Source organism: Noviherbaspirillum sedimenti, from assembly GCF_003590835.1.
Lineage (GTDB): Bacteria > Pseudomonadota > Gammaproteobacteria > Burkholderiales > Burkholderiaceae_D > Paucimonas > Paucimonas sedimenti.
In genome coordinates this window covers 1,084,228-1,105,060 of sequence record NZ_QYUQ01000002.1, presented here as the reverse complement: position 1 = coordinate 1,105,060, position 20,833 = coordinate 1,084,228, and the positions used below count along the sequence as shown (strand labels likewise).

At 58.9% G+C, this 20,833-nt stretch carries 20 protein-coding genes, 1 pseudogene and 1 riboswitch; of the genes and pseudogenes, 14 read left to right on the top strand and 7 right to left on the bottom strand.

What is annotated here, in order from left to right; all coding sequences use genetic code 11:
- The 5 genes from D3878_RS05215 to D3878_RS05195 are packed head-to-tail and all read right to left on the bottom strand — an operon-like array spanning position 1 to position 4,153.
- Positions 1–582 carry a hypothetical protein gene (locus tag D3878_RS05215; protein WP_119784507.1) on the bottom strand — a complete coding sequence of 194 codons (582 nt, stop codon included), beginning with the start codon at positions 580–582 and terminating at the stop codon, positions 1–3.
- Entirely contained in the window at positions 583–1,215 is a 633-nt protein-coding gene (locus D3878_RS05210; RefSeq protein WP_199688310.1) for an SCO family protein, read from the bottom strand.
- Complete coding sequence (locus tag D3878_RS05205) at positions 1,212–1,820, bottom strand: c-type cytochrome (RefSeq protein ID WP_119787714.1); 609 nt, start codon at positions 1,818–1,820, stop codon at positions 1,212–1,214. The genes D3878_RS05210 and D3878_RS05205 overlap by 4 nt, the downstream gene beginning before the upstream one ends.
- The gene (locus D3878_RS05200; RefSeq protein ID WP_119784505.1) at positions 1,798–2,499 is read right to left on the bottom strand and encodes a cbb3-type cytochrome c oxidase subunit II; all 702 of its coding nucleotides are present in this window, start codon (positions 2,497–2,499) and stop codon (positions 1,798–1,800) included. Before D3878_RS05200 ends, D3878_RS05205 begins: the two co-directional genes overlap by 23 nt.
- 16 nt (positions 2,500–2,515) lie before the next feature.
- Entirely contained in the window at positions 2,516–4,153 is a 1,638-nt protein-coding gene (locus tag D3878_RS05195) for a cbb3-type cytochrome c oxidase subunit I (RefSeq protein WP_119784504.1), read from the bottom strand.
- A gap of 198 nt (positions 4,154–4,351) precedes the next feature.
- Between D3878_RS05195 and D3878_RS23405 the strand changes: the two genes are divergently transcribed.
- The 4 genes from D3878_RS23405 to D3878_RS05180 all read left to right on the top strand — a co-directional run bounded on the left by D3878_RS23405 (position 4,352) and on the right by D3878_RS05180 (position 8,000).
- Positions 4,352–4,603 carry a hypothetical protein gene (locus D3878_RS23405; RefSeq protein ID WP_147383889.1) on the top strand — a complete coding sequence of 84 codons (252 nt, stop codon included), beginning with the start codon at positions 4,352–4,354 and terminating at the stop codon, positions 4,601–4,603.
- Between the two features lie 9 nt (positions 4,604–4,612).
- Entirely contained in the window at positions 4,613–5,368 is a 756-nt protein-coding gene (locus tag D3878_RS05190; RefSeq protein WP_119784503.1) for a c-type cytochrome, read from the top strand.
- Positions 5,365–6,660: a cytochrome c gene (locus D3878_RS05185; protein WP_119784502.1), complete on the top strand. Its 1,296-nt coding sequence runs from the start codon at positions 5,365–5,367 to the stop codon at positions 6,658–6,660. Before D3878_RS05190 ends, D3878_RS05185 begins: the two co-directional genes overlap by 4 nt.
- Positions 6,661–6,806: 146 nt before the next feature.
- Positions 6,807–8,000, top strand: coding sequence for an amino acid aminotransferase (locus D3878_RS05180; RefSeq protein ID WP_119784501.1), 1,194 nt, complete (start codon positions 6,807–6,809; stop codon positions 7,998–8,000).
- 17 nt (positions 8,001–8,017) lie between these two features.
- On the opposite strand, the gene D3878_RS05175 is transcribed toward D3878_RS05180, so the two are convergent.
- The gene (locus D3878_RS05175) at positions 8,018–8,440 is read right to left on the bottom strand and encodes a DUF2784 domain-containing protein (RefSeq protein ID WP_119784500.1); all 423 of its coding nucleotides are present in this window, start codon (positions 8,438–8,440) and stop codon (positions 8,018–8,020) included.
- Between the two features lie 111 nt (positions 8,441–8,551).
- Positions 8,552–8,809, bottom strand: a pseudogene (locus D3878_RS05170) (bile acid:sodium symporter family protein); the annotation flags it as partial.
- 111 nt (positions 8,810–8,920) lie between these two features.
- Positions 8,921–9,007, top strand: a riboswitch (cyclic di-GMP riboswitch).
- Positions 9,008–9,207: 200 nt separating this feature from the next.
- Here D3878_RS05170 and D3878_RS05165 point away from each other — a divergent pair.
- From D3878_RS05165 to D3878_RS05120, 10 genes are all read left to right on the top strand, one after another.
- Entirely contained in the window at positions 9,208–12,786 is a 3,579-nt protein-coding gene (locus D3878_RS05165; RefSeq protein ID WP_158592185.1) for an EAL domain-containing protein, read from the top strand.
- Positions 12,787–12,863: 77 nt separating this feature from the next.
- Complete coding sequence (locus tag D3878_RS05160) at positions 12,864–13,181, top strand: hypothetical protein (protein WP_119784498.1); 318 nt, start codon at positions 12,864–12,866, stop codon at positions 13,179–13,181.
- Complete coding sequence (locus tag D3878_RS05155; RefSeq protein ID WP_119784497.1) at positions 13,178–14,020, top strand: HDOD domain-containing protein; 843 nt, start codon at positions 13,178–13,180, stop codon at positions 14,018–14,020. Before D3878_RS05160 ends, D3878_RS05155 begins: the two co-directional genes overlap by 4 nt.
- Before the next feature lie 38 nt (positions 14,021–14,058).
- Positions 14,059–15,135 (top strand): ATP-binding protein, encoded by a 1,077-nt coding sequence (locus D3878_RS05150; protein WP_119784496.1) that lies wholly within the window; start codon positions 14,059–14,061, stop codon positions 15,133–15,135.
- 1 nt (position 15,136) lies between these two features.
- Entirely contained in the window at positions 15,137–16,522 is a 1,386-nt protein-coding gene (nosR, locus tag D3878_RS05145) for a response regulator c-di-GMP phosphodiesterase, NosR family (protein WP_119784495.1), read from the top strand.
- Positions 16,497–17,045, top strand: coding sequence for a response regulator (locus D3878_RS05140; RefSeq protein WP_119784494.1), 549 nt, complete (start codon positions 16,497–16,499; stop codon positions 17,043–17,045). The genes nosR and D3878_RS05140 overlap by 26 nt, the downstream gene beginning before the upstream one ends.
- Positions 17,046–17,440: 395 nt before the next feature.
- Positions 17,441–17,887, top strand: coding sequence for an archease (locus D3878_RS05135; protein ID WP_119784493.1), 447 nt, complete (start codon positions 17,441–17,443; stop codon positions 17,885–17,887).
- 18 nt (positions 17,888–17,905) lie between these two features.
- Positions 17,906–19,336: an RtcB family protein gene (locus tag D3878_RS05130; protein ID WP_119784492.1), complete on the top strand. Its 1,431-nt coding sequence runs from the start codon at positions 17,906–17,908 to the stop codon at positions 19,334–19,336.
- A 3-nt stretch (positions 19,337–19,339) separates the two neighbouring features.
- Positions 19,340–19,828: a universal stress protein gene (locus D3878_RS05125; RefSeq protein ID WP_119784491.1), complete on the top strand. Its 489-nt coding sequence runs from the start codon at positions 19,340–19,342 to the stop codon at positions 19,826–19,828.
- A gap of 3 nt (positions 19,829–19,831) precedes the next feature.
- Entirely contained in the window at positions 19,832–20,806 is a 975-nt protein-coding gene (locus D3878_RS05120) for a CapA family protein (protein WP_119784490.1), read from the top strand.
- Positions 20,807–20,833 lie beyond the last annotated feature (27 nt).

Below are 20,833 nucleotides of genomic sequence, written 5' to 3'. Positions count from 1 at the left end.
TCAGGCATCCGCCCGATCCCCGCTCAGATCAAGCGCGGCAAAGGCGCGCGGCAGCCACACCACCAGGATCAACACCGCCCAGCCGACCACGGCCATGCCGGCGGCGCCTTGCTGGTCGGCCAGGTATACACTGCACAATTGCTGCGGCGCTTCCTGGTACAGCAGCCCGGCCGCCAGCGTCATCGAGAACCAGTTCAGCATAAAAAAAGCCTGGATCACCACGCCGGCGCTGCGCCACGATGCGCCTGCGGCCATGCCGGCTGCCACCAGGCTGACCACCTTGATCATGCCGATGCCGTCGTCCAGTACGGCGCGATCGAGCGCAGCCGGAATCATCCAGAAGCCTGTCACCAGAAGCGCGCCGAGCAGGGCCGGCAGGCCGCCGAGATTCCAGGACGCCAGCATCCGTGTCAAGCGCTGGCCGGCCGCTGCGGCGGCCAGCCAGCCAATGGCAAACAGCAACGGCAGTTCGATGGCCATGTGCCGCATCATGTCTTGCTCCAGCCACGGATGCAGCGGCGCGAGCGCCGCCAGCAACAGGCCCGGCAGCGCTGGATGACGTAGCAAACGCAGCGGGCGCATCTAGCCTCCCTGCTGTTGCAGGAAATCGGCCAGCGCCAGATCGGGCCGGTCGATGTCGTAGGCACGGGCCAGGCGGCCGTTGCCATCCACCAGGAACAGCGCGGCGTTGTGGGAATAACCGCCCAGGCCGTCCGGCAGCACCACGATATCGAACAGCCCGAGCAGCGCTGGAAGATCGGCGGCATCGCGCACAGTCGCGAATTTCCACAGCGCGCTATCGGCGCCCAGCTTGCGGGCATAGGCATCCAGCACCGCCGGGCTGTCATTGCGCGGATCGAAACTCAGCGTCAGCAACTGCACGCGCTCCTGCAGTCCGCGCGCGCGGATCGCATGCTGCAGCCAGGCCTGGCCGGAGGCACTGGTGCGACAGACGGTCTGGCACTGCACATAAACCAGCGCCACGAAAGTGGCTTTTTGCCGTGGCGCGCCGTAGTCAGACAGCGCCAGCGGTTCGCCGCGCTGGTCGATCAGCGCAAGATCCGGCAGCGCGCGCGGCGCTTGCGCCAGATGGGCGCGGCGCACGCCATCGGCGCTCACCGCGGAGAAGCCGGCAGTGACCCAATAGAATGCCGCCAGCGCAGCGGCAGCGACCAGCAGGGTCGCCACGCAGGTGCGCAGGATAGTGCCGTTCACGACTTGCTTTCCGCCTGCGCCGCGATGAATTCCTGCAGTTCCTTGACGTCTTGCCAGGGCGCGCTCCGGCGGTCGCTGGCCTGGCGCGTCGCTGTTACACTGGCGGCCTCGACCGCCGCGCTGCCATTGCCCCATTCATTACGGATGAATGTCGCGACCGCGGCGATTTCCGCATCGCCCAGCTGGGCGCCGAACGCCGGCATGGCGCCGTTGTAGGTGATGCCGGCCACTTCGATGGGGCCGGTCAGGCCATGCAGGATGATCTGCGTGAGTACCTGCGGCTCGCCCTTGACCCAGGAGGAGTTCGCCAGGGGCGGAAACACGCCCGGCAAGCCCTGGCCGGTAGCCTGATGGCAGGCCTGGCAGTTGGCGGCATAAACCTGCTTGCCATCCACCTTGCCTTGCGACTGCGCGGCACTCGGCGCCAGCGCCGCCGGCACCCGCCGGTCGCCCAGCTCGGCGACGCCGTCCGGCTCCGCCATGAAAATGTAGCCGACACCCCACAGTGCCAGCGCCAGCGCCAGGCCCATGACGACGCGGGGCACCGGATTGTTTTGTTCGGTCGGGTCCGGATTTTCCGAGTTACGGTTTTGTTGCGGCTGCATTGTCTGCTCCTGCTTTTTCGGTATTCGGCGCATCCTTGCCGGCGCCATCTGCGCCCGCCGGGGCCGCCGTGCGTGTCAAATTCTCTGCCTGCTCCAGCGTCAGAACCGGATAGGTATGGTTCATGCCCTGCAAGTAAGCCACCAGGTCAAGCGCCTCAGGTTTTGCCACGACGACCTTGTCGTAGGCGACCGTGCCGGGCGGCAGCGTCACCACCCGTTCGCCCTTGCCGACCGTGGCCGGATCCTTGATTTCGAACATGAAGCGGTAGGCTGGCATGTTGCTGCCAGGGACATAGGCGCGCGGCTGGAACAGATGGCCCAGGTGCCAGTCGGCGCTCGGCTGGCGCGCGCCGATGTTGAACAGATCGGGGCCGGTGCGCATGGTGCCCAGCAGCGGCGGCTGGTCGTAATGGTAGTCGGCCGCCACCGAGGCGCGGCCCCAGCCGCGCTGCGCATCGGCGCGTCCGGCGCCGGTGATGCTGGGCTGCTGCGTGTGGCAGGCGATGCAGCCGTTGGCGATATACACCTGGCGGCCGCGCAACTGCTCGCTGGTGTAAGGCGCCAGCGCTTCCGGCGCCGGCACATCCTTGAGTTGCATGAACGGCACCACCACCATCGCGGCGGTCGCCAGGGACAGGGTCACCATGGCCCCGCTGATCAGTTTGAGTTCGTTTTCCATTTGTTTGTCGATTCTGTCAGGCCGGGGAGTGGACGGTGGTACGCACCGGTTGCGTCAGCAAGCCCGAGCGTAGCGTGATCAGCAGCACGTGCGCTGCAAAGCACAGATGCCCCAGCGTCATCAGCGCGCCGCCGAGCGAGCGGCCTTGCAGCCACGGCAGGGTGACCGCCACCGAATCCATGAACTGGCGTGCCGGGTCGAGCAGGACCAGCCCCTGCAGCAAGCCGCCGATGGACAGCGTCACGATATACACGGCAAAGCCTGCCACCACCAGCCAGAAATGCAGGGCGATCAGTTTTTGCTTCGGCCAGGGTGTGTCGAGGATGCGCGGCATGGCGAAATAGACGCCGCCGAAGATCACCATCGAAACGAAGCCGTACATGCCCAGATGCGCATGCGCCACGGTGAAATGGGTGAAATGGGTGACCGCGTTGAGCGAGCGCAGCGCTTCCATGGAACCTTGCAGCGAGGTGATCGTATACATGACCGCGCCGAAGAAAATGAAGCGCAGGGTCGGCGAATGCTTGAGCGCGCCGAAGTGCCCCTGGAGCGTCAGGTGCTGGTTCAGCGAGAACGCCACCACCGGGATGATCATCATCACACTTTGCACGATCGACAGGGTGATCAGCCATTCCGGAATCGGACCGCCAATCAGGTGGTGCGCGCCGACCTGGCCATAGAAAAAGGCCAGCGTCCAGAAGCCCAGCAGGGACAGGTTGTACGACTGCACCGGCCGGCCGATTACCTTGGGCAGGAAGTAATAGACGCAGGCGATCGACAGCGGCGTAAAGAACAGGCCCAGCACGTTATGGCCGAACCACCAGTTCATGGTCGCCATCTCCATGCCGAAATGCAGCCCCGGTATCTTGGCGACCAGGTACAGCGTCGGAAACCAGAACAGCGCGGCGCCGATGTACCACACCGACACATACAGATGATGCACCTTGCGTTTAGGGAGCATGAAGGCCATCGGCAAGCCGATCAGCATGCCGCCGACGGCGAACATCCCGCCGATCTGCCAGGGGATTTCAAGCCATTCCATGCCGGCATTGATGCCGACGGCAATTCCGCCCAGGCCGGCGATCAGGCCGGCGTTCCAGATAACGGCGCCGAGGATGATCAGGCGGCCGCCCAGCAAGGGCGTTTTCAGCAGGCGCGGCAGCATCCACATGGCCAGTCCGAGCAAGCCCATCGGCGCCCAGCCATACGCCACCGTGTTGAGGTGAATGGCGCGCAGGCGTCCGAAGGAAAGCCAGGCGGTATCGGTCAGCAGGTCGGGCCAGTGCAGCTTCAACGAACTGACCAGGCCTGCCGCCGAGCCCACTATTAGCCACACCACTGCACAGGCAAACAACAGGTAGGCAGGGAAGGCGCTCGAGCGGTCGGCCGCTGCACGTACTGCCAGCTCGGCGGCGGAGATTTCCTGGCGCCGGCTGGACCTGGCATCGCTGCGATCGGTGACTTGTTGCAGCGCCTGATGCTGCTGACTGCTTGCGGCCGGCTCTTCGGTGCGGCCAATTTCACCGGCCGAGAAAATCGTTCTGGCACCGCTGGATTCGGCATCGAACAAGCCTTTGCGCAGCGACCAGATAAACGCAAACAAGCCGACGATTGACAAAATGAAGGTGGCTAGCAACAAGCCGGTGGGGTTCATGAGAGTCCTTCCTGGAACAGTGGCGCACGACGATCGGTGCCATCCGTTGATGTGGGTTGGCGCTATGCTAGTGTTTGCGGCGTAAACTTATCAGGAGCAGATTCCTCTCAAAAAACATATCAGTTTTTTCTGTGAGTGATATTTATGCACTGTTCCGTGACGCTTTCGATAGCCAAGAGTAGAAACGAGCCGCGCGCCATGAATTTGAAGTACAGGTATCAATATCGGTTTGATTTCATATCAATTGCGGCTGGCGGCAAGGTCGCAGCGCGCAAAGGAAATGTATCTGATATGGTTTTAAATTCCATTTCTGCTCCTGTTTATTTTTTAAGGAAGAGCGATAATTGCAACATTGTTCCGGTGCCGGAAGGTCGGCTGGCGTGCGCATTTGCAGGACCAAGCGGTGTCGCGCACGCGCTCCGGAGTGGCCGGAGCGAATGGTCTGACTGATCGAATCCCATGAAAAAAATCTTCCCGCTTTTGAATTGTTTCATCTTTGCATGTGCCTTCGCCATTTCAGGGGGCGTCGCCATCGCCCAGCCGGCGATCCCCGATACCATCGCCCAGCGCGCACTCGCCTGCGCGGCTTGCCACGGCAAGGAAGGGCGTGCCACCAGCGAGGGTTTTTTTCCGCGCATCGCCGGCAAGCCTGCCGGCTATCTCTACAACCAGCTGGTCAATTTTCGCGACGGTCAGCGGCAATATCCGATGATGACTTACATGGTGGACCAGATGTCGGATGCTTATCTGAAGGAACTCGCGGATTACTTCGCCAGTCAGCATTTGCCCTATCCGCCGCCGCAGGCGGTCAATGTCAGCAAGGAAGAAATGGAACGAGGCCGGCAACTGGTGCTGTCGGGCGATGCCGCCAAAAAGGTCCCGGCCTGCGTCGCCTGCCACGGCCAGAAACTGACCGGCGTGGCGCCGACGATTCCCGGCCTGCTGGGATTGCCGCGCGATTACCTGAATGCGCAGTTCGGCGCCTGGCGTAACAAGACCCGGCGCACGGCGGCGCCAGATTGCATGGCGGAGATCACCAGCCGCCTCACGCCGGCCGACGTCAGCGCGGCGTCCGCCTGGCTGGCTTCGCAGCCGGTGCCGGCCAACAGCACCCCGGCAGCCTCGTTGCCGGTCAAATTGCCGCTGCCCTGCGGCAGCGCGCATGGCGTGATCGTCTCCGGCAACGCGGCGCAGCAAGCAGGGAGGCAGCCATGAAGCGCCTGTTGCTGGCCCTCCTGGGCGTGGTGCTTGTTCTTTTCGTCGCCATCCCGGCCGCCGTGGTGGGCTACCAGGTCTGGCATGAGCCCGGCAGCGGCATGCTTTCCGCGCCGGTGGCCGACAGCGCCGAACAGTTGCGCCGCGGCGCTTATCTTGCGCGGGTCGGCGATTGCATGGCTTGCCACACCGCGCGCGGCGGCCCGGAGTACGCCGGCGGGCGGGCTATTCCCACGCCTTTTGGCAATATCTATACCTCCAACCTGACGCCGCATGCCGAAACCGGCATTGGCCAATGGACCGCCGACGATTTCTGGCGCGCCCTGCATAACGGCAAATCGAAGGATGGCCAATTCCTGTATCCGGCTTTCCCTTATACGAACTACACCCGCATGACGCGCGCCGACACGGATGCGATCTTCGCCTACCTGCGCACGCTGGAGCCGGTGGCGCAGCCAAACCGCCCAGCCGAATTGCGCTTCCCCTACAACCAGCGGATCCTGTTGGCCGGCTGGCGCGCCTTGTATTTCCGTCCCGGCGAGTTCAAGCCGGACGACGGCAAATCGGTCGAGTGGAACCGCGGCGCCTACCTGGTGCAGGGCGCCGGCCATTGCAGCGCCTGCCATACCAGCCGCACCACCCTGGGTGGCAGCGAAGAAAAACTCGACCTGGCCGGCGGCCTGATCCCGGTGCAGAACTGGTATGCGCCGGCACTGACGGGTGACGCTGCAAGCGGCCTGGGCAACTGGGAAGCGCGCCACATCGCCGACTTGCTGACCACCGGCGTATCGATGCGCGGCACCGCTTCCGGGCCGATGGCCGAGGTGGTCGGCCAGAGCCTGCAATACCTGGATGCGGCCGATGCCGGCGCGATCGCCGCTTACCTCAAATCGCTGCCGCAGAGCGGCGCGCCGCCCAGCCTGCGCAGCGTCGCCGCCAGCGACAATGCCGAGCAGGTGCTGAAGGAAGGGCAGCGCATTTATGAAAAATACTGTGTCGATTGCCACAAGGCCAATGGCCAGGGGCAGCCGCCGGCGTATCCGCCGCTGGCCGGCAACCGCGCCCTGACCCTGGATAACGCCCTCAACCCGATCCGCATGGTCTTGAACGGTGGTTATCCGCCGACGACGCGAGGCAACCCGCGTCCCTACGGCATGCCGCCTTTCGCGCATGAACTGAATGATGGCGAAGTGGCCGCAGTGGTTTCCTACATGCGCAACACCTGGGGCAACCAGGCACCCATGGTGTCGCCGGTCGATGTCGGCCGGGCGCGTGGCGTGCCCTTGAATTAAGCATATGAATTAAGCATGTTAATTAAACATATGAATTAAACATATTATTCTGGCCGGACTACTTGCCGCTAGGGCATTTATTGCGATAATGGTCGTTTTGGCCAACACCGCGATCCATTTCCTGGCGCAGTAACCCGGAGCACATCATGTTCGAGCATTTCCCCCGTTATCCCGGCGACCCCATTTTTTCGCTGGTTGACCGCTTCCGCCAGGATCCCCGCCCGGAAAAGGTCAATCTGAGCATCGGCCTGTATTACGACGATGCCGGCAATGTGCCCAAGCTGGAATCGGTGCGGATCGCCGAACAGGCCTTGCAGGCGGAAACGCAAGCCTGCATCTACCAGCCGATGGCCGGCGCGGCGAATTACCGCCAGGCAGTGCAGGAAGTGCTGTTTGGCGCCGCACACCCGAAAGTGACGGCGAAACACATCGCCACGGCGCAGACCATCGGCGGCTCGGGCGCGCTGAAACTGGGCAGCGACCTGTTGAAGCAGTATTTCCCGGAGTCACAAGTCTGGGTCAGCGACCCGTCGTGGGACAACCACGCGGCGATTTTTTCCGGTTCCGGCTTTACCGTCAACCGCTATCCGTATTTCGATGCAGCCAGCAGCGGCGTCAATTTTGCCGGCATGACGGCTTGCCTGGAGCAACTGCCGGCACGCAGCATCGTGCTGTTCCATCCGTGCTGCCACAACCCCACCGGCGTCGACCTGACGCCGGCGCAATGGGATGACGTGGTGCGCATTTGCGTCGCGCGCGAACTGATTCCCTTCTGCGACATCGCCTACCAGGGCCTGGGGCAGGGCATGGAAGAGGATGCCTATGCAATGCGGGCCATGGCCGATGCCGGCTTGTCCTTCTTCGTCAGCAATTCCTTTTCCAAGACCTTTTCGCTGTACGGCGAGCGCTGCGGCGCGCTCAGCATCGTCTGCAAGGATGCCGAGGAAGCCGACCGGGTGCTGGGCCAGATGGAATTCACGGTGCGGCGCAGCTATTCCAGCCCGCCCACGCATGGCGGCCAGATCGTCGCGCGGGTCTTGCTGAATCCGCAGTTGAATGCCATGTGGCGCGCCGAAGTCGGGGCCATGCGCGCGCGCATCCTGCAGATGCGCCAGGCGTTGCAGGACCAGATACTGATCCTGCGCCCGGATGCGCAGGTGGGTTTTATCACCGCCCAGCGCGGCATGTTCAGCTACAGCGGCTTTTTCGCCACCCATGCGCAAGCCCTGCGCGATCGCTTCGGCATCTATCTGCTGGATTCGGGACGGATTTGTATTACCGGGCTGACGACCGGCAATGTGCGACGGGTGGCGCAAGCGGTGGTGGAGGTGATGGCTTAGGCGCCGCTCATGCACCTTCAGGCGCCTTTTCCATGCCGCCGCTTGCCCGCCTTGGGAGGAAAGTACCACCAGGCGGCGGCCACCAGCAAGCCGAAAGCCGAGTAGGTGACGGCAAATACCCACCACGGGGCTTCATAGAACAGCAATTGCTGCAGCCAGTGCTCGATGAAACCGCCGCTGTACGGATCTGCGCCTGCCTTGGTGCGCAGCCAGGATTCCAGTGTGGTGAGCGGGCAGACGATATCCGTCCATGACTCGACGACCACTGTCGCGATCGCCGCGAGGTGTGCAACGCGGAACCAGATGCGGTTGACCCACTGCCACCCAATCAGGTTGCCGGCGACGACCAGCACCAGGCCACCGACCACGAACACGACGATAGCGAAGTGCACGATCAGCACGGCATTTGCCAATAACTGATACGTTAACGCGAGAGACATTCCGAAGACGCCTTACGTAGAAGCAACAGGTACTTTCTGGTCCGAGGCGAGGCGCTCAACACGCTTCGCCTCGCTTTTTCAGGATGCCGGTGCGGGAAGTCGTATCAAGCCTTAAGCCTTGCCACTTTCGACCTGCGGGATGGTGGCATCCGCCGCCAGCGCTCCCGAGATATTGTGCCATACGCTGAAAATTTCGCTCGGCACCGCTGCCAGCGGTGAGAAATGCGCGGTGGCTTGCGCCACCCCGAGCCCGGAATTCTGCATGCCGATTTCGATCGCCAGCGCCTTGCGTTTGGGAACGCTCATGCCGCACAGCTTGGCCAGCCAGTAGCCCAGCAGCAGGCCCAGGCCGTTGTGCAAGACCACCATGATGTTACAGGAAAAATTGATGAATTTGATGCATTGGCATGAGCTACTTCTCGTATGAGACACAGCAACACCTCAAGCGAGAACGCGGAAAATGATGATATTATTTAAGGTTTTGATAAACGGTAAACCCGTCTGAAAAGCGGGGGCACAAAGCTACCGGGCTAAGGAACCGTGTTCTATGCCAGCGGGGTTGCCAAGAAAATTCTCTTGCCCGTATCCGGCAGTTTTGTTTCATCGGTAACCTGCTGCTTTTCCCCCATCAGTTGTTCATTTGCAGAGCAATATCGCTAGCGTAGTGAGACATTGGCCTCGCTTGGCGCAATTGCGCTGCTGTAATCAGCCGGCGATATCGACTTGGGGCGAGACGAACAATTATGAAGACATGCAAGGCGCTAATCTTGCTCGATCATGAGCGCAACCGCAACCTGCTATGTGACCGTTTGCGGCAGTGTGGGCTGGAGTTTTCCGATGATATAAACCAGAAGGACGCCTCCTACGATCTTTGCTTTGTCGACGCTCCGGCTCTGGAACGCTGGTACCTGCAAATTCTGGCGATGAAACAGTCTGTAGAGCCGGCTCGCTTTTTCTGTTTCCTGGTGGCGCAAGAGGAATGCAAGGCGACACTTCCTCATCCGTATTCCGCATGTGTTGATCAGATTCTGGCTGCGCCATTCTCGGGCGTTGATCTGCAGTTTTACATTGACGTCGCCCGCCAGAGCCGCCACCGCTCGCCACTTGAGAATGAATATCACTTGCAGTGGGTTCTTGAAGCGCTGCCTGTGGGCGTTTTTATCATTGATGCCGACGGAAAAATCTTATATGGCAATGATGCGGGAGAAAAAATATGGGGCGGTGTGTGTTATGTCGGGATTGAAAATTTTGCGGAATACAAAGGCCACTGGCTAAGCAGCGGAAAACAGATTGAGCAGGAAGAATTGGCTGCGGCACGCGCGCTCCGGAACGGTGAAATTTCGATTGACGAGGAAATCGAAATCGCGTGTTTCGATGGCACACGCAAAATCATTCTGCATTCTGCCTTGCCCTTATACGACGACCACCATCACATCATCGGCGCTGTCGTTGTCATTCAAGACATCACAAAGCGCAGACACGCTGAAGATCAATTGCGTGCGCAAGCCGAAATTTTGGCAAACGTTGCAGAGGGCGTGATCGTTACCGACGAACAGGGAGAAATTTTTTACGCCAACGCTGCCACGGAACGTATTTACGGTTACTCACCCGGAGAACTGATCGGGAAGCCGGATTCTGCATTAAAAGCAGCTACTGCTGACCAGGCGCAGCATCTGATGGCGAATAATATCGCAACCCTCAAGGAACATGGGTATTTATGCGGCGAGTTCAGCTCGCGCCGAAAAAATGGCGATGTATTCATCGCGGCGTCAAGAATAAGTCGCATAAAAATCGGAGAGAAGGCGTACATCATCCATGTGCAGCAAGACGTCACCGATTTGAAAAAATCCGAGGAAACGCGCCAGTTTCTTGCGGCGATCGTGCAATCAACGGATGCCGCAATTATTGGCAGTTCTCCCGACGGCACAATCCTGAGCTGGAATCCGGCTGCCGAAGCAATGTATGGATATACGAGCGATGAAATATGCGGCCAGCCGATTTCGCTTTTAATACCGCCTGAGAAAAGCAATGAATTTGCCGAAATCATAATCCAGGTGATGCGGGGCCATGGATTGAAAAATTTTGAAACCAGGTGGGCACACAAAAACGGTACCGTGATCGACGTCAGTCTGACGCTTTCACCTATTAGAGATTCGGCAAACCACATCATCGGTGTGGCAAAGATCGTACGCGATATAAGCGAAAAGAAACGGAATGAAGCCGAACTTGAGTATTGGGCAACGCACGATGCTCTTACCAGTTTGCCTAATCGAATCCTTCTTCAAGATCGGCTGCAGCAAGCAATTGCGCGTGCTCAGCGTGACAAAAAAATGGCGGCAGTGCTGTACATCGATCTTGATCGATTTAAAATCGTCAATGACAGCGTTGGTCATGAAGGTGGCGATAAGTTGCTGCGTCAAATATCGGAAAGGATGTCGAGCGTATTCCGTGCAAGTGACACAGTGGCACGCCAGGGGGGCGACGAATTCGTGGTGGTGGTCGAGCGAATAGACAGTGAGCAGGACACGGCTGACTTGACGCAACGCTTGATGCAAGTGATGGCATCGCCGTTCATGGTCGCCGATGTGCAGTTTTATGCAAGCTGCAGTATTGGAATTGGCCTTTATCCAAAGGACGGCACAGTGGCGTCCGAACTGCTTAAAAATGCCGACGCGGCCATGTACCGCGCCAAGGATCTCGGTGGTAATAATTTCCAGTTTTATACGCCGACAATGAATGAAAGCGCGCGCGAGCGATTGGAAATCGAAAATGCGCTGCGTAATGGGCTTGAGCGTGCGGAATTTGTCTTGCACTATCAGCCGCAAGTCGATTTACTGACGGGTGCAGTGGTCGGGGTGGAGGCATTGCTGCGTTGGCAACATCCAGAGCTAGGCCTGGTTGCACCAGGAGGTTTTATTGGCATCGCCGAAGAAATGGGCCTGATTGTACCGATTGGTGCGTGGGTAATTCGTTCCGCTTGTGCCCAGGCCAAGGCCTGGCAGCGCGCCGGTTTCGGTAATTTGCGTGTCGCGGTGAATTTGTCGGCACGTCAGTTTTCTCATGAAGACCTCGTTAGTTTAATTGCTAATACTCTTGAGGAGACTGGGCTTGCGGCAGAATGCCTGGATATCGAACTCACCGAAAGTCTGGTGATGACCGATGTGGATCGGGCCATCGCCATTTTGACTGAGCTTCGTTCTCTCGGTGTGCAAATTTCCATCGATGATTTCGGCACCGGCTACTCGAGCCTGTCCTATTTGAAAAAATTTCCAGTCGATGTGCTCAAGATCGACCGCTCGTTTGTAAATGAAATTGCGCTGCAATCCAAGGACGCAGCGATTACCGATGCGATTATTTCAATGGCGCACGGTCTCGGTATCCGGGTGATCGCCGAGGGCGTCGAAACTGAAGCGCAGTGCGAATTCCTTTCCCGTAGCATGTGCGACGAAATTCAGGGTTTCCTTTTTTCCGAAGCGCTTCCAGCGGCAAGTATTACATCCTTGCTGCTTGAGGAGCGCCGCTTGCCGGATCACTTTCTGCGCATGCATAAACCTTCGCGCAAGCTATTGTTGGTGGATGATGAGCCGAATATTCTCAATGCACTAAAACGCCTGGTGCGTCGTGATGGTTACCAGATTCTAACTGCGTCAGGCGGGAAGGAAGGTCTGACGCTGTTGGCGCAGCATGATATCGACGTGATCGTTTCCGATCAGCGCATGCCGGGGATGACTGGCGTAGAATTTCTGCGAACGGTGAAAAATCTGTATCCGGATACGGTGCGTATCGTACTGTCCGGCTTCACGGAATTACAATCGGTAACTGATGCTGTTAATGAAGGAGCGATTTACAAGTTTTTTACCAAGCCCTGGGATGACCTGCAATTGCGCGAACATGTCGCAAAAGCCTTCCAGCATAAGGAAATGGCGGATGAAAACCGGCGCCTCGGTCTGGAGGTCCGAGCCGCGAATCAGGAGTTGGCTAAGGCAAATAGACAGCTAGAGGATTTGCTCAGGCAAAAGCAGCAGCAAATAAAACGCAGCAAAGTCAGCCTTGATATTGTACGCGAGGCGCTGCAGCACGTGCCGCAGTCGGTAATCGGTCTGGACGATGATGACATCGTCGCCTTCGTTAACATTGCAGCCCAGACTCTCTTTAATGATGTAGGGCCGATACTCGGCAGCGAAGCCATTCAACTCATGCCGGAGCTGTTTCATAGAATAAGAGAAATCGGAGAAGGCGAGATGTGTCGCATGGAATTGAAGGGAACGTGGTTCGAGATCACGTCCCGCAGCATGGGTAATGACAGTCAGTCTCGCGGAAGGCTGATCATGTTGACGCCTTCCTAGTAGGTTGCTTGGTGCCCTCGGCGGAATTTAACGATAAATGACGAAAATTTTCCTGCGCAGAGCGAAGGAGCGCGGCAATGAATAAATACAAGCAGATAGATTTGAACGACGCCGTTGCTGGAATGACTTTATGGGGAGCCGTGCTTGATGGACGCGGTGGCGTCCTCTTGCCAGATGCAACAGTCTTGACTGATGGCATGATCACGTCCTTGCGGCGGCGTGGTATTGATATGGCATATGTGATCAACGATGACATTTCCGAAGCCGACCTGCAGGCGGAAAGAGAGCGGGTGCAACAACGTCTCGCGATCTTGTTCAGAAAGTGTAGCACCAGCCCTGCATGCGGCGTTTTATTGCAACGCATAGCCGAGTACAAATTGGGTGAAATGAAATGAGCAAACTTGTACTCGCTGATATCGTAAAAGGCATACGCGACCTCCCGTCACTGCCAATCATTGTCGTCGAATTGCTCAACAGCTTTGAGCAGAGCGATATCAGTATCGGCGCAATGGCCTATAAAGTTTCACAGGACCAGGCCTTGTCCGCTAAGACATTGCGGCTTGCGAATTCATCCTTTTACGGCTTGCAGCGCAAAGTTACCACCATTCAGCAAGCGATCACGGTCCTGGGGTTTGATAGCGTCAGAACGCTGATTACCGCAGCGGGCGTGATAGGAAATTTTTCCGAGGAGCAGCACCCAAGCTTTGATTTCACCAATTTCTGGCGTCATGCCATCGGTACGGCATTGTGCGCCAAGGAGCTGGCCCGTGCGCTGAATCTCAATCAGGACTATGCCTTCATCTCCGGCTTGCTGCATGATATTGGCGTGCTGGTACTGGTAACCCGCTTTCCGGAGCAATACTCAAAGGTGATGTCATATCGGGACCGGCATGACTGCGATCGCATTGAGGCGGAGCGTGCGGTGCTGGGGCTGGATCATACCGTCGTCGGACGTGCGCTGGCGGAATATTGGAAATTTCCGCTGGTGATACAGAAATCCATCGCGAATCACCATGCTCCGGAAAACCAGGACTTGAACGATATTCCGAGCGTAATTCATGTCGCAAATGCGATCGTCTATGCGCTGGATCTTGATGGGGCAGATACTGCGCTCGTTCCCGTCATTGATGAGCGCGTATGGAATAGCCTGAATATCGGGGCCGCAGCGATGCGATCCGTGTTTCGCGAAACCGAGTCGAAATTTGAGGATGCGTGTCAAATTTTGCTCCAATAACGCAGCCGTATGTTTGCCTTTTTAAAATGCTGAAATAAATGAAAACACAGCCACCAACACCACCGCAGGACGATGTGTTCGACGAAAACCGCGTCGATCAGCTGGAAGAATTGGTCGCAAAGCGCACTTCGCAGCTAGCGCAGGCGAATGGTCGTCTTGAAGAAGACATCCGGAAACGTGAATCAACAGAAGCCGAGCTCATGCGGCGCAATGCTGAACTGACCGAACTCAATGCCAAGCTATCCCTGGCGAAGGAACAACTGGTTCAATCGGAAAAACTTGCCTCGATTGGACAGCTGGCGGCAGGGGTGGCACATGAGATCAACAATCCGATCGGCTATATCTTTTCCAACTTTGGCACTTTGGAAGGCTATATCGCCAACCTGCTTGAGATGCTCAAAGCATACGAGGATGCCGAAGCCAGTATCAGCTCCCCCGATATGCTGAAGAGAGTCAGCGCTGTGCGCGAGCGCATTGAGCTGGATTATCTCAAGCTAGACATACCGGTTCTGATGAGCGAGTCCAAGGAAGGCATTGTGTGTGTGCGGAAAATTGTGCAGGATCTGAAGGATTTTTCCAGAGTGGATGCGCACCAGGAGTGGCAATGGGCGGACCTGCATCGCGGCATTGACTCGACTTTGAATATTGTCGGCAATGAAGTGAAATACAAGGCTGACATTGTCAAAAAATATGGCGACATTCCGGAAGTCGAATGCCTGCCTTCGCAGATCAACCAGGTCATCATGAATATCGTGGTTAATGCCGCGCATGCGATAGGTCCTGAACGAGGAAAAATCATCATCAGCACTGGAACCGAAGGCCAGAATGTATGGATTGCCATAACGGATAACGGCACAGGCATTCCGAAAGACGTTCAGTCACGCATCTTCGATCCGTTTTTCACAACCAAGCCAATCGGCGCCGGCACGGGTCTTGGCTTGTCGCTGACGTATGGGATCGTGCAGAAGCATCGGGGCCATATTGACGTTGAAAGTGCGTTAGGCGTGGGGACTACCTTCCGCATCACCTTACCCATCCGGCATGTCGAAGAGGATGGAGGCTGCGCAGAAAATCCGTCTTTATGCAATTTTTTCCAATACGGCCCAAGTACTTAGCATGACAATCGAACCCAACCAGCTGGATGATGAAGCCCCCTCGCTTGAAGGTGAAAACGGCCTGTCCGGCACGCTGCTGTTCGTCGACGACGAACCCAATATTCTTTCCTCGCTGCGCCGGTTGTTCCGGCCATCGGGATACCGCGTCCTGACGGCGGAAAGCGGCGCGGAAGGTCTTGCCATTCTCGAAAAAGAACGAGTTGACCTGGTCATATCCGACATGCGCATGCCGCATATGAACGGCGCCCAGTTCCTGGAGCAGGTAGTCGAGATGTCGCCGGATACGGTACGGATTCTCCTGACGGGGCATGCTGATATCGGCGCGGTCGTCGAAGCGATCAACAAGGGCAGGATTTACCGCTACGTCGCCAAGCCATGGGAAGAAAACGATATCCTGCTGTGTGTTCGCCATGCGCTGGAGCGCCAGAAGCTGGAGCGTGAAACCCGGCGCCTGCAAGCCTTGACACGGCGGCAAAACGACAAGCTGAGGGAGCTGAACGCCAGCCTGGAGGAAAAAGTCCGGATTCGAACGGAGCAACTCAGGCAAGTCGTCGCCTCCCTGGAGGATGTGCTCGGCAAGCTGAAAAAAGGTTTCCTGACTTCTGTGCGGGTGTTTTCGAATCTGATTGAAATGCGCGAGCCCGGCCTGGCTGGGCACGCCAAGCGGGTGGCCGACCTGGCGCGCATGATCGCGCAGAAAATGAATCTGACCGAATCTGAAGTGCAGGACGTATTCCTGGCCGGGCTGTTGCACGACATCGGCAAAATCGGGCTCAGCGACAAGCTGCTGGCGCGTCCCTGGTCAAAGCTGTCGGCCGATGAAAGGGTCGAGCATGGCAAGCATGCCGTCAAGGGCGAGGCAAGCCTGATGGCGCTCGAACAGCTGCATGATGCCGCAAAATTGATCAGGAACCACCACGAGCGCTTCGACGGATTGGGTTATCCGGACGGTTTGGCCGGCGCACAGATTCCTGCCGGTGCGCGCATCCTGGCGGTTGCCAATGATTTCGATGCGGCGCAGATCGGCACGCTGGCCGACAGACGTTTGAGCCTTAACGATGCCCTGCAAATGATTATTGAAGGCAAGGGAAAACGCTATGACCCGGCGGTGGTGGATCTATTGATCCAGGTGGCAGGCGTTCCCGCCAAGACAGCAAGCAAGGCGGAAATCCAGGTCAGGGCAAGCCAGTTAATGGAAGGGATGGCCTTGTCGCGCGATCTCGTCACGAAGGATGGCATGCTGCTTCTATCAAAGGATTATGTACTGGACCAGCGCTTCATCGAAAAAATCCAGTCCTTCGAACGCGCCGACGGACAACCGATTGGCATTTATATCTATGCAAAAAGGGGGGCGATAAAAAATGCAATACCGCATCATGCTGGTTGATGACGAAGCCAATATTCTCCAGGCGCTTCGCCGCGTGCTGCATGGCATGCCTGAAAATGAAATTGAAGGCCATTCGCTGGAAATCCAGTTGTTCACCTCGCCGGTGGAAGCGCTGCAGCGGGCGGACTACATGCCGTTCGACCTTGTGATGACCGATTACCGGATGCCGGAAATGAATGGGGTCGAATTCCTGGTCAGGCTAAGACAGGTCCAGCCGACCGCCATGCGGCTGATTCTCAGTGCTTATGCAGACCGGGATGGCTTGGTCGGTGCCATCAATGAAGCGCAAATCTTCCGTTTCATCGCCAAGCCATGGAATGACTATGAGTTGCGCGCTACCGTGGCACAGGCGCTGTCGTACCGCCATCTTTTGATGGAAAATCTGCGGCTTGCCGATTTGAGCAGGGTACAGTTAGGGAAATTAAGCAAACAGGAAATGGAATTGCGACGCCTCGAAGAAGAGCATCCTGGCATTACCAAAGTGAATTGGGGACCGGATGGTTCAGTACTGCTCGATATGTAGATTCCGCATCCCAAAACGGGATTCACCAAATCGACAGCAGGTGCGTGCAGGAAAAGGCCGAAGCCGCCACCGGAATGAAATGAAGAACGCTGGAAAAGGGCGAGGAAGAGGGAGGCCAGCTTCGGAAGGATAAGGGAAGCTGGCGGGAGTCGGCGCAGATCATGCACCGCTACAAACCGTCGGCCGGCGCCGGCTGAATCGGCTAGCGTCATGCCTACCAGAAAAATTATATGCCTCCGAAAAGAATTTTGCAGGGCAAGTTTTACATTGCCCCGTCAATTGCAAATCGGGTAATGGCCAAATGGCAAGCTCGGAACGGCGCGGATTGATCAATCTCAAAGCCGTACTGAAGCCTGCGCCTAAATTAAATCATTTCCGGATTGCGCCCCGAATCGATGCAAGACCTTAGCGCCTCTGTTGCGCCCACACCCCGTTGGGAACACTTCCAGCATGGTTCGGATATCGGCATCCGTGGTTACGGGCCGGACCGCGCGAAGGCTTTTGCACAAGCCGCGCTGGCACTGACTGCCGTGGTGACCGATCCGCACCGGGTACGCGCGGATGTCGGTGTGGAAATTGCCTGCGCCAGCGCTGACGACGATGTGCTTTTTGTCGACTGGATCAATGCACTGATTCTGGAAATGGCGATCCACAACATGCTGTTTTCCCGCTTCGAGGTGGAAATCGATGCGGATGGCCTGAAAGCCCTTGCCTGGGGCGAGCTCGTCGATGTCGTGCGCCACCGTCCGGCGGTCGAGCCGAAAGGCGCGACTTTCACCGCACTGGCGGCAGCGCCGGATAGCGCGGGAAACTGGATGGTCCAATGCGTGGTTGATGTCTAGGTGCGTTGAGAGGAAACGATGGATACCGCCAGGTTCATTCGCCAGTCGGCAAACGTCTGGGAAATTGCGCCGCATGGTGCCATGCGTGTTCCGGCGATCATCTTTGCCAGTGAAGCGCTGCTGCGCGACATGGATGACAAGGTGGTCGAGCAGATCTCCAATGTTGCCATGCTGCCCGGCATCGTCAAGGCGGCGTATGCCATGCCGGATGCACACTGGGGCTATGGCTTTCCGATCGGCGGGGTGGCCGCCTTCGACCCGGAAGAGGGGGGCGTGGTCTCGGCCGGCGGCGTCGGTTTTGACATTTCCTGCGGCGTGCGCCTGCTCAGGACAGGCTTGCGGGAAGCCGACCTGCATGGCAGGCAGCGGGCGCTGGCCGCAGCGCTGTTCCATGATATCCCGGCCGGCGTCGGCAGCCATGGCGCCTTGCGCCTGACGCCGTCGGAAATGGACCATATGCTGACTGATGGCGCGCGCTGGGCGGTGGCACGCGGCTACGGCACGCCGATGGACTTGCTGCACACGGAAGAATACGGCCGCATGGCCGATGCCGATCCGCACCAGGTATCGGAGGCAGCGAAACAACGCCAGCGCGATGAAATGGGCACGCTCGGTTCGGGCAACCATTACCTGGAAGTGCAGAAGGTCAGCCAGATCCTCGATGCCAATATCGCCGCCGCCTACGGCTTGCATGAAGACGATATCGTCATCAGCATCCATTGCGGTTCACGCGGACTGGGGCACCAGATCGGCACCGAATTTCTGCGCGAAATGGTGGTGGCGGCGCCGCAGCACAAGATCGCGCTGCCGGACCGCGAACTGGCGTGTGCGCCGATCGATTCCGCACTCGGCCAGCGCTACCTTGGGGCAATGCGGGCGGCGATCAATTGCGCACTGGCGAACCGGCAAATCCTCACCGATACCACGCGTACCGTGTTTGCCAAGCTGCTGCCGGCGGCCCGGTTGAGCGTGCTGTATGACGTTTCGCACAACACCTGCAAGGTGGAGCAGCATGAAATCGATGGCCGCAAGCGCAAGCTGTATGTCCACCGCAAGGGCGCCACGCGCGCCTTCGGGCCGGATCATCCGGCCATCCCCGAGGATCTGCGTCCCTACGGCCAGCCGGTTTTGATCGGCGGCAGCATGGGTACGGCATCCTATGTGCTGGCGGGTACGCCGCAATCGATGGGCCTGGCGTTCGGCTCGGCCTGCCATGGCGCCGGCCGCAGCATGAGCCGTACCCAGGCGCTCAAGCAGTTTGGCGGCCGGCACATCGTCGACGAGCTGGAGCAGCGCGGCATCCTGATCCGCAGCCCGTCGCTGCGCGGCGTCGCCGAGGAAGCGCCGGATGCCTACAAGGACGTCACCGCCGTGGTGGCAGCGGCCGACCAGGCCGGGCTGGCGCACATCGTCGCCCGCCTGGAACCGAAAATCTGCATCAAAGGATGAACCATGTACCAACGTATCCTGCTCCCCTCCGATGGTTCGGCCATCTCGCGGCAAGCCGTGGCCAGCGGCATCCGCTTCGCCCGCGATACCGGTGCCAGCGTGGTCGGCATCCATGTGCTGCCGCAGCCGCATCCTGACCAGTTGCAGGCGTGGATGCATCACGACCCGCATTACGAAGAAAAACGCCGGGCGCTGTTCGACAAGTTCGCCGACGAATCCCTGGCCTTCATCGCCAACAGCGCGCTGGCCGAAGGCGTACCCTGCAGCTACCACAAGCTTGAGTCGAGCCAGCCCTGGCAGGCGATCGTCAAGGCGGCCCAGCAGGAGCGCTGCGACCTGATCTTCATGGCATCGCATGGCTGGCATGGTGGGGAAGGGGAATTGCCGGGCAGCGAAACCCGCAAGGTGCTGCATCACAGCGCGGTGCCGGTGCTGGTGTTCAAGGCAAGTTCCGGGCAAGCTGCGATAGCGCCGGCCGCGGCCAGGAAGTAAAGCATGCGCGTGATGTTCGGCGGCGATGTCATGCTAGGCCGTATCGTCAAGGAATACATCCTGCTGCATGGCCCGCAATATCCGCTGGGACCGGTGGCGGGCCTGATGCGCGCGGCTGACCTCACCATCGTCAACCTGGAATGCGCCATCACCGCATCGGCGCACATCTGGCCGGGCGCGCCCAAGGCTTTTTATTTCGGCGCGCCGCCGCAAGCCATTGCGTCCCTTGCTGACGCCGGGGTGGACCTGGTGAGTCTTGCCAATAACCATGTGCTCGATTACGGCGTCGCCGGCCTGCACGATACCTTGCGCTTGCTGCGCGAGCATGGCATTGCGCAAGCCGGCGCCGGCGAACAGCTGGCGCAAGCCGCAACGCCTGCGATAGTCGAACGCGCCGGCCTGCGCTTCGGCATGGCGGCCTTTTGCGACCACCAGGCCGATTTCGCCGCGCGCAAGGACAGCCCCGGCATGGCCTACCTGGATATGGCGGACGAGGCGGCGGCGCTGGCGGCCTGGGCTGATGCGCTGGCGGCATTGCGGCGCGAACAGGTCGACTGGCCGATCCTGTCGCTGCACTGGGGGCCGAACATGGTGTGGCGGCCCTCGGCCCGCTTTCGCCGGCTGGCGCACGGCGCCATCGACATGGGCTGGAAGATCCTGTTCGGCCACAGCGCCCATGTGTTCCAGGGCATCGAGCTGTATCGCGGTTGCCCGATCCTGTATGCCGCCGGCGACCTGGTGGACGATTATTATGTCGATCCCGCATTCAGCAACGACCACCAGCTGCTGATTGAAATAGAACTTGACCGCAGCACAGTGCGGGGTATTTTTCTGCATCCGGTATTTATCGAGGATTGCCAGGTGCGGCCCGCCAGCGGCGAACGCTTGCGCCGGATCGTCGCCACGATGACCGCGCTGTGCCGGGAACTGGGCACGACCGTGAACGCCGCGGGCGTCCTTGTGTTGTCGAAAATGTAGCGACAGCGCCAGAGAACGCTTCGGCGT